This is a genomic window from Pseudomonas parasichuanensis (assembly GCF_021601385.1).
In the GTDB taxonomy this organism is placed as follows: Bacteria; Pseudomonadota; Gammaproteobacteria; order Pseudomonadales; family Pseudomonadaceae; genus Aquipseudomonas; species Aquipseudomonas parasichuanensis.
In genome coordinates, this window is sequence record NZ_BQHO01000004.1 from 1 (window position 1) to 16,785 (window position 16,785).

Annotated in this window: 16 protein-coding genes and 5 tRNA genes; 11 read left to right on the plus strand and 10 right to left on the minus strand. The window is 64.4% G+C overall.

Annotation, left to right across the window (positions count from 1 at the left end; genetic code table 11):
- From L6D77_RS04310 to L6D77_RS27275, 6 genes are all read left to right on the plus strand, one after another.
- Positions 1 to 216, plus strand: a 216-nt coding sequence (locus L6D77_RS04310) for a hypothetical protein (protein WP_236169972.1), incomplete at its 5' end; no start/stop codon positions are given.
- Positions 213 to 467 (plus strand): DUF3077 domain-containing protein, encoded by a 255-nt coding sequence (locus L6D77_RS04315; protein ID WP_232885201.1) that lies wholly within the window; start codon positions 213 to 215, stop codon positions 465 to 467. The genes L6D77_RS04310 and L6D77_RS04315, both read left to right, overlap by 4 nt.
- Before the next feature lie 255 nt (positions 468 to 722).
- Positions 723 to 3,170 carry an acyl-CoA dehydrogenase gene (locus L6D77_RS04320; protein ID WP_232885200.1) on the plus strand — a complete coding sequence of 816 codons (2,448 nt, stop codon included), beginning with the start codon at positions 723 to 725 and terminating at the stop codon, positions 3,168 to 3,170.
- 121 nt (positions 3,171 to 3,291) lie between these two features.
- The gene (locus L6D77_RS04325) at positions 3,292 to 3,705 is read left to right on the plus strand and encodes a PA2817 family protein (RefSeq protein WP_232885199.1); all 414 of its coding nucleotides are present in this window, start codon (positions 3,292 to 3,294) and stop codon (positions 3,703 to 3,705) included.
- A 139-nt stretch (positions 3,706 to 3,844) separates the two neighbouring features.
- On the plus strand, positions 3,845 to 4,324 hold the full coding sequence (locus L6D77_RS04330) for a fimbrial protein (protein ID WP_232885198.1): 480 nt from the start codon (positions 3,845 to 3,847) through the stop codon (positions 4,322 to 4,324).
- Between the two features lie 219 nt (positions 4,325 to 4,543).
- Positions 4,544 to 5,746: a fimbrial biogenesis chaperone gene (locus L6D77_RS27275; RefSeq protein ID WP_269807701.1), complete on the plus strand. Its 1,203-nt coding sequence runs from the start codon at positions 4,544 to 4,546 to the stop codon at positions 5,744 to 5,746.
- Between the two features lie 208 nt (positions 5,747 to 5,954).
- Here L6D77_RS27275 and L6D77_RS04340 read toward each other — a convergent pair.
- The 5 genes from L6D77_RS04340 to L6D77_RS04360 all read right to left on the minus strand — a co-directional run bounded on the left by L6D77_RS04340 (position 5,955) and on the right by L6D77_RS04360 (position 6,515).
- Positions 5,955 to 6,030: transfer RNA gene (locus tag L6D77_RS04340), tRNA-Gly, on the minus strand.
- Positions 6,031 to 6,113: 83 nt separating this feature from the next.
- A tRNA-Gly gene (locus L6D77_RS04345) sits at positions 6,114 to 6,189 on the minus strand.
- A gap of 4 nt (positions 6,190 to 6,193) precedes the next feature.
- A tRNA-Glu gene (locus tag L6D77_RS04350) sits at positions 6,194 to 6,269 on the minus strand.
- 92 nt (positions 6,270 to 6,361) lie between these two features.
- Positions 6,362 to 6,437 (minus strand) — tRNA-Gly (locus tag L6D77_RS04355).
- 2 nt (positions 6,438 to 6,439) lie between these two features.
- Positions 6,440 to 6,515 (minus strand) — tRNA-Glu (locus L6D77_RS04360).
- A gap of 371 nt (positions 6,516 to 6,886) precedes the next feature.
- Between L6D77_RS04360 and L6D77_RS04365 the strand changes: the two genes are divergently transcribed.
- Complete coding sequence (locus L6D77_RS04365) at positions 6,887 to 7,654, plus strand: hypothetical protein (RefSeq protein ID WP_232884963.1); 768 nt, start codon at positions 6,887 to 6,889, stop codon at positions 7,652 to 7,654.
- 218 nt (positions 7,655 to 7,872) lie between these two features.
- Here L6D77_RS04365 and L6D77_RS04370 read toward each other — a convergent pair whose 3' ends face one another.
- Both L6D77_RS04370 and L6D77_RS04375 read right to left on the minus strand, forming a co-directional pair.
- A complete protein-coding gene (locus tag L6D77_RS04370; RefSeq protein WP_232884964.1) occupies positions 7,873 to 8,355 on the minus strand; it encodes a GAF domain-containing protein in 483 nt (160 codons plus the stop codon).
- Positions 8,356 to 9,243: an ATP-binding protein gene (locus L6D77_RS04375; RefSeq protein WP_232884965.1), complete on the minus strand. Its 888-nt coding sequence runs from the start codon at positions 9,241 to 9,243 to the stop codon at positions 8,356 to 8,358. It lies immediately after the preceding gene.
- 71 nt (positions 9,244 to 9,314) lie between these two features.
- Here L6D77_RS04375 and L6D77_RS04380 point away from each other — a divergent pair, with 71 nt between their 5' ends.
- Positions 9,315 to 11,666, plus strand: coding sequence for a hybrid sensor histidine kinase/response regulator (locus L6D77_RS04380; RefSeq protein ID WP_232884966.1), 2,352 nt, complete (start codon positions 9,315 to 9,317; stop codon positions 11,664 to 11,666).
- On the opposite strand, the gene L6D77_RS04385 is transcribed toward L6D77_RS04380, so the two are convergent.
- On the minus strand, positions 11,656 to 12,144 hold the full coding sequence (locus tag L6D77_RS04385) for a glutathione peroxidase (protein ID WP_232884967.1): 489 nt from the start codon (positions 12,142 to 12,144) through the stop codon (positions 11,656 to 11,658). The two genes, L6D77_RS04380 and L6D77_RS04385, sit on opposite strands and share 11 nt — an antisense overlap.
- Before the next feature lie 12 nt (positions 12,145 to 12,156).
- Positions 12,157 to 12,552 carry a peptide-methionine (R)-S-oxide reductase MsrB gene (gene msrB / locus L6D77_RS04390; protein WP_232884968.1) on the minus strand — a complete coding sequence of 132 codons (396 nt, stop codon included), beginning with the start codon at positions 12,550 to 12,552 and terminating at the stop codon, positions 12,157 to 12,159.
- A 166-nt stretch (positions 12,553 to 12,718) separates the two neighbouring features.
- Between msrB and L6D77_RS04395 the strand changes: the two genes are divergently transcribed.
- Positions 12,719 to 13,930, plus strand: a complete 1,212-nt coding sequence (locus L6D77_RS04395) for a pyridoxal phosphate-dependent aminotransferase (protein WP_232884969.1) — start codon at positions 12,719 to 12,721, stop codon at positions 13,928 to 13,930.
- 255 nt (positions 13,931 to 14,185) lie between these two features.
- A complete protein-coding gene (htpX, locus tag L6D77_RS04400) occupies positions 14,186 to 15,073 on the plus strand; it encodes a protease HtpX (protein WP_125463197.1) in 888 nt (295 codons plus the stop codon).
- 177 nt (positions 15,074 to 15,250) lie between these two features.
- Here htpX and L6D77_RS04405 read toward each other — a convergent pair whose 3' ends face one another.
- A complete protein-coding gene (locus L6D77_RS04405) occupies positions 15,251 to 15,898 on the minus strand; it encodes a thiopurine S-methyltransferase (protein ID WP_232884970.1) in 648 nt (215 codons plus the stop codon).
- A gap of 101 nt (positions 15,899 to 15,999) precedes the next feature.
- Between L6D77_RS04405 and L6D77_RS04410 the strand changes: the two genes are divergently transcribed.
- Complete coding sequence (locus L6D77_RS04410; protein WP_232884971.1) at positions 16,000 to 16,752, plus strand: DODA-type extradiol aromatic ring-opening family dioxygenase; 753 nt, start codon at positions 16,000 to 16,002, stop codon at positions 16,750 to 16,752.
- Positions 16,753 to 16,785: the final 33 nt, after the last annotated feature.

Sequence of the window (16,785 nt, forward strand, 5' to 3'; positions counted from 1 at the left end):
CCCCGCTTCTTTCCCTACCTGACCGTCTCCCCCGACCTCACCCCCGAAGCCGCCCGCGCCGAAGCCACCTCCCTGATGGAATGCCTGCGCGAAGTCCTCGACTTCTATTTCGACACCGATTCCGAAGAGCAGCGCCAAACGCTGCTGAACACCTGCGTGTACCTGAACCAGTTGCTCTACCCGCTGATCCGCCACGAAACGGGGGCACAGCCATGAGCGAGCCAGCCCCCCAGGGGAACACGGCCGGCCGCACCCACTGCCTTGAGCTGTACAGCATCCGCCCCGGCATCCCCTTCCAGCATGCCTTCGACGAGTTGTCGGTACTGCTCGGCTGCATCCGCCACCTCACCTGCGAGGCCGAAATGGAAAGCGACCTGCTCGCCGGCAGTTCGGCGCGCATCCTCAGTGCCATGGCCAAGGCGCTGATTGATGACATGGAATTGGGGATGGGCCGAGGTAGCGAGTAGCCTTCGGGGCTGCTGCGCAGCCCTTTCGCGGCACGAGGCCGCTCCTACAGGGGACCGCGTATCCCCTGTAGGAGCGGCCTTGCCGGGGCGCCGGACCGGCCGGAAAGGGCCGCAAAGCGGCCCCAAAATCAACCAACCAACACATCTCCCGCAGAACTCCCACCGCCCCACCCTGTCTGTCCTCCTAACAAGCCAGCCAGCCCGTCTAAGCTCTGTGGGTCGGCTCACTGCCCCTGGTTCCAAGGAGGAAGCATCATGTTGCTGTTGTGGTTGCTGGTTCTGGTGTTGGGCGCTGCGTACCTCACGCACCGTCGCCTGCCGCCGTTGCAAATCCTCGCGGCGATGGCCGCCTACACCCTGCTGATGGGCCTGTTCAGCCACGCCCCCGGCTGGCTGCTGACGCTGATCTGGGCGGTGATCGCCCTCAAGGTCGCCTTCATCGCCCTGCCCGAAATGCGCCGCAAGCTGTTCACCGCGCCCGTGTTCACCTGGTTCCAGCGCACCCTGCCGCCGATGTCGCAAACCGAGCGCGAAGCCATCGACGCCGGCACCGTGTGGTGGGACGGCCACCTGTTCAGCGGCCGCCCCGACTGGCACACCTTGCTCGACTACCCGGCGCCCAAGCTCACCGAAGAAGAACAGGCCTTCATCGACGGCCCCACCGAAGCCCTCTGCGCCATGGTCAGCGACTGGCAGATCGGCCAGGACCTCGACCTGCCCCCCGAGGCCTGGGCGCACATCAAGCAACACGGCTTCTTCGCCCTGATCATCCCCAAGGAATACGGCGGCAAGGGGTTCAGCGCCTACGCCCATTCGCAGGTGGCGATGAAACTGGCCACCCGCAGCGGCGACCTGGCCTCGACGGTGATGGTCCCCAACTCCCTGGGCCCGGCGGAGCTGCTGCTGCACTACGGCACCGACGCACAGCGCAACCACTACCTGCCCCGCCTGGCCCGTGGCGAGGAGATCCCCTGCTTCGCCCTCACCGGCCCGCTGGCCGGCTCCGACGCCGGCGCCATGCCCGACACCGGCATCGTCTGCAAGGGCCAGTGGAATGGCGAAGAAGTCATCGGCCTGCGCCTGAACTGGGAAAAGCGCTACATCACCCTCGGCCCCGTCGCCACCCTGCTGGGGCTGGCGTTCAAAGCCTACGACCCAGACCACCTGCTGGGTGAACAGGAAGAACTGGGCATCAGCCTGGCGCTGATCCCCACCGACATTCCCGGCGTGGACATCGGCAAGCGCCACCTACCGATGGGCGCCGCCTTCATGAACGGCCCCAACAGCGGCAAGGATGTGTTCGTGCCGCTGGACCAGCTTATCGGTGGCCAGCAGATGCTCGGCAAGGGCTGGATGATGCTGATGAACTGCCTGTCGGTGGGCCGCTCCATCTCCCTGCCCGCCGTGGGCACCGGTGCGGCCAAGTACACCAGCCTGGTCACCGGCCAGTACGCCCGGGTGCGCGAACAGTTCAACGTGCCGCTGAATGCCTTCGAGGGCATCCAGGAATCCCTGGCGCGCATCGGCGGCAACGCCTGGCTGATGGACAGCGCCCGCCTGCTCACCGCCAAGGCGGTGGATTTGGGCGAAAAACCCTCGGTGCTGTCGGCGATCCTCAAGTACCACCTTACCGAGCGCGGCCGCGAGTGCATCCAGCACGCCATGGACGTGCACGGCGGCAAGGGCATCATCATGGGCCCCAACAACTACCTGGGCCGTAACTGGCAAGGCGCGCCGATCTTCATCACCGTCGAGGGCGCCAACATCCTCTCGCGCAACCTGATGATCTTTGGCCAGGGCGCCATCCGCTGCCACCCGTTCGTGCTGCGCGAGATGGCCCTGGTCGGGCGCGAAGACCACGACCATGCGCTGAAGGAGTTCGACGACCTGCTGATGCAGCACATCCTGTTCGCCGCCGGCAACGCCGCCAGCACCCTGGTGCTGGGCCTTGGCCTGGGGCATTTCGAGCGGGTGCCGGGCGATGCCCTGAGCCAGGGTTATTTCCGCGCCCTCAACCGCCAGGCGGCGGCCTTCGCCCTGCTGGCCGACCTGTCGATGATGCTGCTCGGTGGCGCACTCAAACGCCGCGAACGGCTCAGTGCCCGCCTGGGTGATGTGCTCAGCTACCTGTACCTGGCCAGCGCCGCGCTCAAGCGCTACCACGACCTCGGCTCGCCCGAGCGCATGCGCCCGCTGCTGCGCTGGGCACTGGAGGAGAGCCTGGGCAAGGCCGAGCAGGCCCTGGATGCGTTGCTGGACAACTTCCCCAACCGCTTCATCGGCTGCGCCCTGCGCGTGCTGGTGTTCCCGCTCGGCCGCCGCCACACCGGGCCCAGTGATGAACTGGATGCCGAAGTGGCGGCACTGATCGGCCGCAGCAAAGGCGATGCCGCACTGGAAGAACTGCTGGCCGGCTGCTTCCGGCCACAGGCCGCGGGTGACCCGGTGGCCGCCCTGCAACGGGCCTGCGACCTGCTGGACGAGGTAGCGCCGTTGCAGGTGGTGATGCACAAGGCCCTCAAGGCGGGCACGGTGCAACCGCAAGCGGGCCAGCCGGTGATCGATGCGGCGGTGCAGGCCGGGGTGTTGCAGCCGGCCGACGGGCAACGCCTGCAGGCCGCCGAGCAGGCCAGGCGGGTGGTGATCGACGTGGATGCGTTCGACAAGGAGCAACTGTTGCCGGTACCCGGCAAGGTGCGTTGAATTCCATCGCTGGGCCTGTGGGAGCGGGCAAGCCCGCTCCCACAGGTACGGCGCTGGAGCCAGACGTTGCGCGATTAGGCGTATACTCCGCCCCCTGTTTTGAACCACCGAGGACCACCCCATGGCCACCCCCCACCTGGACTACCACCTGCAACTGCTGCACCACCTGCGCACCATCCTGGCCGCGCTGGGCGAGGCCGAGCAGGTGCCCGAGGAGAGCCACGCCCTGTTCCTCGACCGCTACGACGAGCTGCTGACCCTGCTGCCGCAAGACCCGCTCGAAAGCCAGTACCTGGGCCAGGACCTGCTGTGCCAGGTGATCCAGCGCTACCCGCAAATCGCCCACCTGGTACCGCGCGACCTGCTGTGGTTCTTCGGCGGCGACTGCCTGCACTTCATGCCCGACGAAGAGCTCGACCTGTACCAGCAACTGGAAGAGCGCCGTTACGAGGCCGAGCAGAACGGCGAGCCGTTCGACTGGCACCAGGAAAAGCAGCTGCTGTCGATGCCGGGCGACAACACCACCAGCCACTGATCGAGCCCTTTCGAAATTCCCTCCCCCGCAAGTCGATTTACCCTACATCGCCTGTGCGCCCACCTTACGTAGTCTTGTGCTCCGCCCCGCAGCAGGCCCCGCCTACTGTGGGGCATCCCATAGACTACGGATGTCCTTCATGAAAAAAACCCTGATTGCCCTGGGCCTGAGCCTGGGCGCCACCGCCGGTATTGCCCACGCCAACACCGGCACCATCAACTTCCATGGCCTGGTCACCGCCGGTACCTGCTCCATCGAAATCATCGACCCCACCACCGGCCTGCCACTGAGCCGCGTGTTCATGGGTAACGTGCCGGCCAGCAAGTTCACCGCCATCGGTACCGAGTTCGGCAGCCGCGATTTCTCCATGCGTGTCACACCTGGCACCAACTGCGACACCACCGGCAAAAAAGGCGTGGTGACCTTCACCGGCGCGTATGGCGCGGCGGGCGCAGCGGGCGACCTGCACGCTCTGGATTCGGCCAGCACCGCCGGCCTCGCCCTGGCGATCAAGGACAACACCAAGACCCTGATCGCCTATGGCAAGACCTGCACGCTCTGGATTCGGCCAGCACCGCCGGCCTCGCCCTGGCGATCAAGGACAACACCAAGACCCTGATCGCCTATGGCAGCGACTCCAAGGAATACGACCTGGACGACACCGACCCGACCGACATGCTGTTCTCGGCGCATTACCGCTCCATCGCCGCGAACGTCGCCCCTGGCCCGGCCAACACCGACGTCGCCTACGTGTTCACCCTGAAGTAATCCCCACGCCCGGTGAGGCACCCTGCCTGACCGGGCGTCCTTGTGCCGCAACCCATCACCACGGTCCCCCATGAACCTTCGCCCTCAACGCCTTCGCCGCGCCCTGCTGAGCCTGGGCCTGGCCGCCAGCCTGCCCTGCGCCGAAGCCGCACTGACCATCAACGCCACCCGGGTCATCCACAGCAGCGACGCACGCAGTTCGTCGGTGGTGGTCGCCAACCCCAGCAACCGCCCCTTCGCCGTGCAAACCTGGGTCAACACCGAAAAAGATGACACCCTGGCCGCCGTGCCGCTAATCCCCACACCCGCGCTGTTCCGCCTGGACCCAGGCAAAGAGCAGATGGTGCAGATCAACGGCCTGCCCAACGACCTGCCGCAGGATCGCGAGTCACTGTTTTTCTTTAACGTTCAGGAAATCCCGCAGCAAGCCAGCGGCGGCGAGAACGTGCTGACCATCGCCCTGCGCACGCGCATCAAGCTTTTCCATCGCCCGGCCCAGCTCAAGGACAAGCCGGAGGATCAGCTCGAACGCCTGGCCTGGTCGCTGCAAGATCTCGACGGCAAGCCGCACCTGGTGGTCGACAACCCCTCCCCCTATCACTACACCTTCAACCACCTGCGGGTCGGTGCCGAAAGCCAGACACAGGATGTGAAGGCCGCGGCCATGGTGGCGCCCTTCGCCCGCCAGGCGTACCCGTTGCCGAAGGGCCAGGCGCGCCCGACCCGGGTCAGCTACCTGCTGGAACATCAAATGATGACGGTCATAAACACGCTTGATCTTGCGCACCACCTCGCCTGCTCGGTACAGACTTTCCTCGGAGTGGAACACATAGCTGGCACCCGCGTTATAGAGGTTGTCTTCGCCGTCGATCCAGCTGACCGCACTGTTGCCCGCCATGAAGTTCTCGGCACTGTAGGCCCAACGCGTTTCCATCACCGGCTGCTTGCCACCGGGGTCGAGCGTGTGGCTCCCGACCCGCGGCAGCCGCTCACGCGGGCCGCCTTGCGGCAAGCGATGGCCGCCCGCGTCGTAGGTGAGGGTTTCCAGGCTGCCGGTCGGGGTCTCCACGCTGGCCAGGCAGGTCATGCCCTGAGTGCTGGCATCAGTGAGGTAGGTAAAACGCCAGCTGCCTTGCTCGTCAGGCAGCACCACCTTGTCCACCAGGCCCCCGATCAGGTGCACCGCATAGCTGGCGAGCGCCTTGCCCCCAGCGCCGGCATTGGGGTGCAGGTTCAGGTTGTAGCGGTTGCTGCTGGCGTAATCCACCTGTAACAGGTGTGCGCCGCTGGCATCGCGGATGCTGGCCAGGCATTGGTGGGTGCTGCCCGCAGGCTGGCCGAAGGCGCGCTGGACTTCACCATCACCTACCGCTGAACAGGCAAAAGCCCCGGGTGCCAGCGGCACACGGGGCTTTCTATGCGACTTTTAAAACGCCAGAAACGAAAAAAGAGACTTTCGTCTCTTTTTTCGTTCATCTATTTGGAGCGGGAAACGAGACTCGAACTCGCGACCCCGACCTTGGCAAGGTCGTGCTCTACCAACTGAGCTATTCCCGCAATGTGAAGCTTTACCGCATTTGGCGTGAAGCGCCTTGAAGACCTTCACCACCCTGCACCGTTTAGAACGACGCCGTTGAAACTGGAGCGGGAAACGAGACTCGAACTCGCGACCCCGACCTTGGCAAGGTCGTGCTCTACCAACTGAGCTATTCCCGCAATATGGCGTCCCCTAGGGGACTCGAACCCCTGTTACCGCCGTGAAAGGGCGGTGTCCTAGGCCACTAGACGAAGGGGACTAAGCCGACGCTTTTCAGCGCACCAGGGCATGAACCTCGCGATTCAACCTGGATTTTCTTTTCCTGCCCTGCCGAAGCATTGCCGGAGAAACTGGAGCGGGAAACGAGACTCGAACTCGCGACCCCGACCTTGGCAAGGTCGTGCTCTACCAACTGAGCTATTCCCGCATTGGCGTCCCCTAGGGGACTCGAACCCCTGTTACCGCCGTGAAAGGGCGGTGTCCTAGGCCACTAGACGAAGGGGACACAGCTACATCTTCACTCCCTGCCGCGTTTCGCTGTGTGCTTTACGCTGCAAGTGGCGCGCATTCTATGGATGCCATGGAAAGCCGTCAACCCCTTTGTAGAAATTTATTTAAATCAATGACTTCCCGCGTTCCTATAAGGTGCTGACAGGCGCGCCCGAGGATTGGCGTTGATTTTCTGACGGCAGCCCGGCAAGCTCATGGCAATGCGCCAGCACCTAGAGAAATCCAGATCGCGGCCGATATACAGCAGTAGCCCCGCAGGCCTGTGCATACAACGACCCCTACCTGTCCGCCGGGCTGCACTGTTCGCTTTTCGGCGAACTCACTACACTCTCGACAGATGCAAAACTTCTTCATGAGGCGTTTACGGTGACACCACTTCTGATCACCCTGCTTATCGTTGCGGGTATCGCATTGCTGATCGTGATCGGCTACCTCAACAACGTGGTCGAAAACGGCAAACTCGAACGCGCCAGGCTCAAGGTAGAACTGGCCGACCGCCTGCGCCGTTGCGGCGAAATCACCGAAACCTTCCCCGGCCAGTTCATGACCCCGGCGCTCAAGCTGCTGCTGACCCGCCTGGAGCTGAACCTCAACCAGCGCCAGCTGGCACTGGACAAGCACAGTGCCGAGCTCAAGGCGCGTATCGCCGAGCTCGAAGGCCTGATCGCCCAGGGCGACAAGCTCCCGGTCGGCAACCCGCCCTCGCCTATCCACACCGAGGTCAAGGCCAAGGACGTGCGTTTCTTGCTGGAGCTGCTGCACAACCAGATCGTGCGCGCCACCCAGGAAGGCTTCCTGGCCACCAACGAGGGCAAGTACTGGGTCAAGGAGATCCGCCACATCCTGGTGCTGCTGCACATCGAGTTCTTCAACAACCTCGGCCAGCAGGCGCTGCAGCAGAACCAGCCGGGCCAGGCGCGGCTGGCCTTCGAGCGTGGCGTCCAGTACCTGCGCAAGCAGCCCGAACCCAAACAGTATGAAGAGCAGCTCACCTACATGGAGAAACTGCTGAACCGGGCGAACGCCCAGGTGCTGGATCAGATGGAGCCGGCAGCGGACGATCAGAATGCGCTGACCGAAGGCCTCAAGACCGACGAAGACGAGACCTGGAAGAAGAAGGTCATCTACGACTGATTACGCATCGCCGCGGAGCGGCCTTGACGGGGCGCCGGTCCGGTCGGAAAGGGCCGCGCAGCGGACCCAGGGTCTCAGCGTAAAAGCAGATATCGCCGGTGCTGCTTTGCAGCCCTTTCGCGGCACAAGGCCGCTCCTACAGGGTCCGTGCGAACCGTGTGGGAGCCGGCCAACACAGGTGACACAAGAAAGGGGCCTTTGCAGGCCCCTTCTTCATTTCAGCAATCGCTCAGCTCGAGGAAGATCGCCGCCAGGCGCTCCAGCCCGGCCTGGTCGGCCTCACTGAAACGCCCAAGCTTCGGGCTGTCCAGGTCAAGCACGCCGATCAACCGACCGTCTTTTACCAACGGAATCACCAGCTCACTGTTCGACGCACTGTCACAGGCGATATGCCCGGGGAAGGCGTGCACGTCCTCGACCCGCTGGGTCTGCCGGGTGGCCGCTGCCGCGCCGCACACGCCCTTGCCGAACGGAATGCGCACGCACGCCACCTGGCCCTGGAACGGCCCGAGCACCAACTGCTCGTTGCGGTTGAGGTAAAAGCCGGCCCAGTTCAGGTCATCCACCTGGTTGTACAAAAAAGCCGAGAACTGCGCCGCGTTGGCGATGAAGTCACGCTCGTTGGCAAACAGCGCCTGCACTTGCGCAGCCAGCAGGGCGTAGCCGTCGAGGCCCTGGCCACTGGCGTTGAGGTCGATCATTTATTTCTGCTCCAGCAATTGCAGCCCGACCCAGTAGCGGGCGAACTGATAGGCACAACGGCCATTACGGTTGCCGCGGCCGGTGGCCCAGCGCACGGCGAGAATATCCAGTGCTTCGGTACGTTCCCAGCGCAGCCCGGCCGGGCGCGCCAACTGGCCGATCCAGTGCTCGACCACGTTCAGGAAGTGCTCCTGGCTGAAGGGGTAGAACGACAGCCACAGGCCGAAGCGGTCAGACAGGGCAATCTTGTCTTCCACCGCTTCGTTGGGGTGCAGCTCGCCGTCGACCATCTTCCAGTTTTCGTTGTCGCTCTGTTTTTCCGGCACCAGGTGGCGGCGGTTGGAGGTGGCGTACAGCAGCACGTTGTCCGGGGCCTGTTCCAGCGAGCCGTCGAGCACGCTCTTGAGCACCCGGTAGTCGCCCTCCCCGGCTTCGAACGAGAGGTCGTCGCAAAACAGAATGAAGCGCTGTTCGAGCTTTTGCAGTTGCTCCACCACACGCGGCAGGTCGGCCAGGTGGTCGCGCTCGATTTCGATCAGGCGCAGGCCTTCGCTCGCGTGTTCGGCCAGCAGCGCGCGCACCAGCGACGACTTGCCGGTGCCGCGCGAGCCCCACAGCAAGGCGTGGTTGGCCGGCATGCCGTTGATGAACTGGTGGGTATTGCGGCCCAGCTGGTCGCGCTGCTGATCGACGCCGATCAGGTCGGACAGGCGGATATCCAGGCTGACCTCGAGCGGCATCAGGTAGCCACTGCGACCATCGCGCTGCCAGCGGGCGGCGAGGGTCTGCGACCAGTCGATGTCGGGGCGTGGGGCGGGCAGCAAAGGCTCGAGGCGCGCGAGGACGGATTCGGCGCGGTCGAGGAAGGTAATGAGGCGGGGATCCATGACGACTCCTGGTAGATGGCTAGCAAGGCTGAATGTTTGACAGACCCGCCAGCAGCCAAGGCTGATCGGCTATGCTTGCGCAGCGCACGGAGCACATCACCGGCTTGGGACCCATGGATATCAAGTTCACCAATCGCCTGTCATACAAGCAAGCCCGGTTGACAGTCCTGGTCGGCTTCATCCTGGGAACATTGCTCAGTCTCATCCAGATCGGCATCGATTATGCCAGCGAAGACGCGTCCATCAACCGTGAAATTCAGGCGCTGCTGAAGATCAGCCACGACACCGCCTCACGGATTGCCTACAACATCGACACCGAACTGGCCCAGGAACTCACCGGCGGCCTGCTCAAGTCCCCGGCGCTGCTGCGCGCCCGGCTGATCGACAACAATGACACGGTACTGGCCGACACCGAACGCCCGCGGCTGGAAAGCCGCTACCGGCCGTTGTCGGACTTCCTGTTCGGCGAGCAGCGCCAGTTCCAGGACCGCCTGTACCTGGCCCACATGCCCGGCGAATACCTGGGCACCCTGTATCTGGACGTCGATACCTTTGCCTTCGGCGGGCGTTTCCTCGACCGCGCCGGGGTCACCCTGGTCAACGGCTTCGCCCGCAGCCTGGTACTCACCGGCATTCTCCTGGGGCTGTTCTACCTGATGCTGACCAAACCGCTGGTGACGGTGATCAGCGCCTTGAGCGGTGGCGATGCGCGCACACCCCGGCAAACCCGGGTGGACTGCCCCAAGGGCCACGAAAACGACGAGATCGGCGTGCTGGTCAAGGTCGCCAACCAGCAGTTCGTCAGCATGGCCACCGAGATCCAGCAGCGGCGCAACGCCGAGAACCGCCTGACCCAGTACCTTAACGAACTGGAAGACATCGTCTCGGCCCGCACCAACGAGCTTGAGGCCAGCAACAGCCGCCTGAGCCAGTCCAACCAGGAACTCGACGAAGCGCGCCAGCGCGCCCTGGGCATGGCCCAGGCGCGTGCCGCCTTCCTGGCCAACATGAGCCACGAGATCCGCACCCCGCTCAACGGCATGCTCGGCATGATCGCCCTGGCCCTGGACAGCCCCCTGGCCGGCGAACAGCGCCAGCAGCTGTCGATCGCCCACGACTCGGGCAAGGTACTGGTGGAGCTGCTCAACGATATCCTCGATTTGTCCAAGTTCGACGCCGGCCAGCTGGAGCTCGAACGCATCCCCTTCGACCTCGGGGCAATGGTCGAGGACACCGCCAACCTGCTGTCGCAGAACGCCGCAGCCAGTGTCGAGCTGACCTGCCTGATTGCCGCAAACTTCCCCAGCAGCGTGCTCGGCGACCCCACCCGGGTACGGCAGATCGTCAGCAACCTGCTGTCCAACGCCCTCAAGTTCACCCGCTTCGGGCGCGTCGACCTGCGCCTGTCGAGCATCGTCGGCGGCGTGCGCCTGGAGGTCAGCGACACCGGCATCGGCATCCCCGAGGAGGCCCAGGCGCGCATCTTCCAGCCCTTCACCCAGGCCGGCGCGGGTATCACCCGCCAGTATGGCGGCACCGGCCTGGGCCTGACCCTGACCCACAACCTGTGCAAGGCCATGCAGGGCCGCCTGCACATCCAGTCCGAAACCGGCTTTGGCAGCCGCTTCAGCGCCGACCTGCCGCTGCCCGCCCACACCGAGGCGATCCCGCCGGTGCCGCTGACCGGGCGCGTGGTGGCCCTGACCAGTGCCGGCAGTGGCCTGGCCGAGCTGCTGCAGGGGCTGCTGCCGCGCTGGGGGCTGGACTATGCGCGGATAGACGCGGCGAGCGAGCTGAGCGGGGCCGTCGACCTGCTGATCACCGATGACCTGGACCCGCTACTGGCGCTGCGCCCAAGCATCCAGGCGCCGATCCTGCTGGTCACCGCCTACGGCAGCTTCCTGCCCAGCGAGCAGGCGACGCAACTGGCACCGTTGCAGCAACTGGCCCGCCCCCTGGCGCGCAACGCCCTCTACCACACCCTGCGCCGCACCCTGCAGGGCGAGGCCAACGCCCCCCTGCCCCACGAGGTGTCGATGGCACAGGAACGCCGGGCACGCATCCTGTTGGTCGAGGACAACCCGGTGAACCAACTGGTGGCCAAGGGCATGCTGGGCAAGCTCGGCTGCCAGGTGCAAGTCGCTGCCCAGGGTGCCGAAGCCCTGGAATTCCTTGAGCAGGAAGGCTTCGACCTGGTGCTGATGGACTGCAACATGCCGGTGATGGACGGCTACGAGGCGACCCGGCGTATCCGCCAGAGCGGTCGCTGGCCGGAGCTGCCCATCGTCGCCCTGACCGCCAATGCCATGCCCGAGGAGCGCGAGCGCTGCCGCGCCGCCGGCATGAACGACTACCTGGCCAAGCCATTCCGCCGCGAGGAGTTACTGGCGCTGATCGACCATTGGGTGCCGCTTAGCGTTTGAGCAAACGCTCGATGTCGGCCTCAAGGGCCTGGGGCTTGGTGGTCGGCGCGTAGCGGGTGACCTTGCCGGTGGCCGGGTCGAGCAAAAACTTGGTGAAGTTCCACTTGATCTTCTGCGAGCCCAACAGGCCCGGGGCGCGCTGCTTGAGCGCGGCGAACAACGGGTGGGTGCCGGGGCCGTTGACCTCGACCTTGCGAAACAGCGGGAAGCTCACGCCGAAATTGACCTCGCAGAACTGCGCGATCTCTCGGGCATCGCCCGGCTCCTGCTTGCCGAACTGGTTGCAGGGGAAGCCCAGCACCACCAGCCCCTGCTCGCGGTAGTCCTGCCACAGGCGCTGCAGGCCCTTGTACTGCGGGGTAAAACCGCACTGGCTGGCGGTGTTGACCACCAGCAGCGCCTTGCCGGCGAAATCGCCCAGCACTTTCTGCTCGCCGCCGAGGGTGACGCAGGGAATGTCCAGCAGTGCATCGGCCATGCGTTTGCTCCTTCAATCGCGGGGTTTGAGGTCCAGGCACACCGAGTTGATGCAGTAACGCAGGCCGGTCGGTGGCGGGCCGTCGGGGAACACGTGGCCCAGGTGGGCGTCGCATTGCGCACAGGTGACTTCGGTGCGGATCATGCCGTGGGAGGTGTCGCGGATCTCGATCATCGCGGCCTCTTCAATGGGCTGGTAAAAGCTCGGCCAGCCGCAACCGGAGTCGAACTTGGCCTTGGCGTCGAACAGCGCCAGGTCGCAGCAGATGCAGTGGTAGATGCCGTCGCGCCGTTCGCTGTTGTACTTGCCGCTGAACGGCCGCTCGGTGCCTTTGAGGCGGCACACCTGGTATTGGGCGGGGTCGAGCATGGCGCGCCATTCTTCCAGTGTCTTGTCGATCTTTTGCATGAAGGAACCTCGGCAGGCTGAATTTCACCTCGCACCGTCTTTATTTATGGCGCGGGTGGAACGTATATTAGTTGGCTTTCCAAGCCAGCCAGTCTGGCATGCGCCTCGCCCTTTTCAAACCTTTACGCCGGCGGCGCGCCGCGCCTTGTCCAACCAGGATCCCATCATGCAGTTCAGCAAATCGAACAAGCTCGCCAATGTCTGCTACGACATTCGCGGCCCGGTGCTCAAGCACGCCAAACGCCTGGAAGAGGAAGGCCACCGCATCCTCAAGCTGAACATCGGCAACCCGGCGCCGTTTGGCTTCGAGGCGCCGGACGAAATCCTCCAGGACGTGATCCGCAACCTGCCCACCGCCCAGGGCTACAGCGACTCCAAGGGCCTGTTCAGCGCGCGCAAGGCCGTGATGCAGTACTGCCAGCAGAAGCAGATCGAAGGCGTCGGCATCGAGGACATCTACCTCGGCAACGGCGTGTCCGAGCTGATCGTGATGTCGATGCAGGCCCTGCTCAACAACGGCGACGAAGTGCTGATCCCGGCCCCCGACTACCCGCTGTGGACCGCCGCGGTAAGCCTGGCCGGCGGCAAGCCGGTGCATTACCTGTGCGACGAGCAGGCCGACTGGTTCCCTGACCTCGAAGACATCAAGGCCAAGATCACCCCGAACACCAAGGCCCTGGTGATCATCAACCCGAACAACCCCACCGGCGCCGTGTACTCCAAGGAGCTGCTGCTGGGCATGCTGGAGCTGGCGCGCCAGCACAACCTGGTGGTGTTCTCCGACGAGATCTACGACAAGATCCTCTACGACGAGGCCGTGCACATCAGCACCGCATCGCTGGCCCCGGACTTGTTGTGCCTGACCTTCAACGGCCTGTCCAAGTCTTACCGCGTGGCCGGTTTCCGCTCCGGCTGGCTGATCATCTCGGGCCCCAAGCAGCATGCTTTGAGCTACATCGAAGGCATCGACATGCTGGCCAACATGCGCCTGTGCGCCAACGTGCCGGCGCAGCACGCCATCCAGACCGCCCTGGGCGGCTACCAGAGCATCAACGACCTGGTGCTGCCGCCAGGCCGCCTGCTGGAGCAGCGCAACCGCACCTACGAGCTGCTCAACGAAATCCCCGGCGTGAGCTGCGTCAAGCCGATGGGCGCGCTGTATGCGTTCCCGCGGATCGACCCCAAGGTGTGCCCGATCTTCAACGACGAAAAGTTCGCCCTCGACCTGCTGCTGTCGGAAAAACTGCTGATCGTCCAGGGCACGGCGTTCAACTGGCCGTGGCCGGACCACTTCCGCGTCGTCACCCTGCCACGGGTGGATGACCTGGAGCAGGCCATTGGCCGCATCGGTAACTTCCTGCGCACCTATTCGCAGTAAGTGATAACCCCATCGCAGGCTGTCGCCAGCTCCCACAGGTAACTGGTCTCTCTGTGGGAGCTGGCGACAGCCTGCGATGATCCGTAAAGCATTCTTACATCCTGCAACGCTCTATCCCACAGCCCTTCCGGCATCCTCTGCCATACTCCCCGCGTACACAGTTTGAAATAGTCGACCGGTTGAATCCGCCAGGCCTCCCCCTTATATACCCCCGCAGTACGCAACAATCTTATCCGTCAGGAGAACGTGACAACCATGATGCGCATTCTGTTGTTTGTAGCCACCAACCTCGCGGTGGTGCTGGTTGCAAGCATTACCCTGAGCCTGTTCGGCTTCAACGGGTTCATGGCCGCCAACGGGGTTGACCTCAACCTTGGCCAGTTGCTGGTCTTCTGCGCCGTGTTCGGTTTCGCAGGCTCGCTGGTCTCGCTGTTCATCTCCAAGTGGATGGCGAAGATGAGCACCGGCACCCAGATCATCAGCCAGCCGCGCACCCGCCACGAGCAGTGGCTGCTGCAGACCGTCGAGGAGCTGTCCCGCGAGGCCGGCATCAAGATGCCCGAGGTGGGTATCTTCCCGGCCTACGAGGCCAACGCCTTCGCCACCGGCTGGAACCGCAACGACGCGCTGGTCGCGGTATCGCAAGGCCTGCTCGAGCGCTTCTCGCCCGATGAAGTGCGTGCGGTACTGGCCCACGAGATCGGCCACGTGGCCAATGGCGACATGGTCACCATGGCGCTGGTGCAGGGCGTGGTGAACACCTTCGTGATGTTCTTCGCCCGCATCATCGGCAACTTCGTCGACCGGGTGATCTTTAAGAACGAAGAAGGCCACGGCATCGCCTATTTCGTGGCAACCATCGTCGCCGAGCTGGTACTGGGCATCCTCGCCAGCATCATCGTCATGTGGTACTCGCGCCGCCGCGAGTTCCGCGCCGACGAAGCCGGCGCCCACCTGGCCGGTACCGGCGCGATGATCGGCGCCCTGCAGCGCCTGCGCAGCGAACAGGGCCTGCCGGTGCACATGCCCGATACCATGAAGGCCTTCGGCATCAACGGCGGCCTCAAGCACGGCCTGGCCGGCCTGCTGATGAGCCACCCGCCGCTGGAAGACCGCATCGACGCACTGCGCCGCCGCGGTTGATTCAGGACAGCAAACAAAAGGGCGACTTCGGTCGCCCTTTTTTATACGTGTGTGATGGCTGATCCGGCCTCATCGCTGGCAAGCCAGCTCCCACAGGAAAGGCGCATAGCTTGGGCTGGTGCGATCGGGGTGGGAGCCGGCTTGCCGGCGATGAGGCCAGACGGGCCACCCTCGCTGTCAACGGCTCAACCGGTAAACCCTCTCTACCAGGCTTGGCACTCCAGCGTTTTGAAACTTAGGGCTGTCAGCCAGTATTTGTGCCTGCTCAGCCTGCAAAGGCTGCCAACCCGCAAACCCCTGGCGCACTTCCTCATCCCCCACCGAAAACGGCGGCCCGTCGATCAACGCCTGGTCGTAATCCAGTGTCACCAGCAAGCCCTTGGCCTTGGGTAGCAACGCATCCAGCAGCTCCATGTAGCGCTCGCGCATATCCGGTGGCAGGGCAATCAGCGCCGCCCGGTCGTACAGCCCGGTGCAGCCGGCCACATCCTCGGCATTCAACGCAAAGATATCCCCGCACCACAGCTCGATCTCGCCACAGCGCCACACCTCGAAAGTGCCCTGCTGCGAAACCTCGGCCACCAGCCCGTGCTCGACAAAGAAGTCTTGCACCGCCCGCCGCGACAGCTCGACACCCAGCACCCGATACCCCTGCGCCGCCAGCCACAGCAGGTCGAGGCTCTTGCCACACAAGGGCACCAGCACCTGGGCCCCGGCGGCCAGGCCCAACGCCGGCCAGTGCGCCTGCAGGTACGGGTTCACCTGGGGCTGGTGGAAGCCGATCTGGTTGTCCGCCCACCGCTTGTGCCAGAACGCTGGCTCCATGATTCCTCCCGGTTTTTCGATATATAGCCGTGAAAACTTATATTGGATCTCGATCGTTTACTGACCGAAGATGACAGCATCTTACCTGCCAGGACCTCACCATGCTGCCCAGCCTGTTCATCTCCCACGGATCGCCCATGCTCGCCCTGCAACCCGGCGCCAGCGGCCCGGCCCTGGCCGCACTGGCCCGCGCCCTGCCACGCCCGAAAGCGATCGTGGTGGTGTCGGCGCACTGGGAAAGCCGTGAACTGCTGGTAACGAGCAACCCACAACCGCAGACCTGGCACGACTTCGGCGGCTTCCCGGCGGCACTGTACGCCGTGCAGTATCCGGCACCGGGCGAGCCGGCGCTGGCCCGCCGAGTGGCCGATCTGCTGGGCGCCAGGCTGGACGATCAACGCCCCTTCGACCATGGCGCCTGGGTGCCGCTGTCGCTGATGTACCCGCAAGCGGACATCCCGGTCATCCAGGTATCACTGCCCAGCCAGGCCGGCCCAGCCCTGCAGCTGAAGGTGGGCGCGGCGCTGGCGGCACTGCGCGAGGAAGGCATTCTGCTGATCGGCTCGGGCAGCATCACCCATAACCTCGGCGAACTCGACTGGCACGCCGGGCCGGATACCATCGAGCCCTGGGCGCTGGCGTTTCGGGACTGGGTGGTGGAGAAGCTGCAAGCGGACGACCAGGCGGCCTTGTTGGCTTACCGCCAACAAGCGCCGTTCGCGGTGCGCAACCACCCGAGCGATGAGCACCTGTTGCCGCTGTATTTCGCCATGGGGGCCGGCGGGCAGTTCGGCATCGTGCACCAGGGGTTTACCCTGGGGGCGCTGGGGATGGACATCTACCGATTCGACTGACACAGCCTTGTGCCGCGAAAGGTCGCAAAGCCC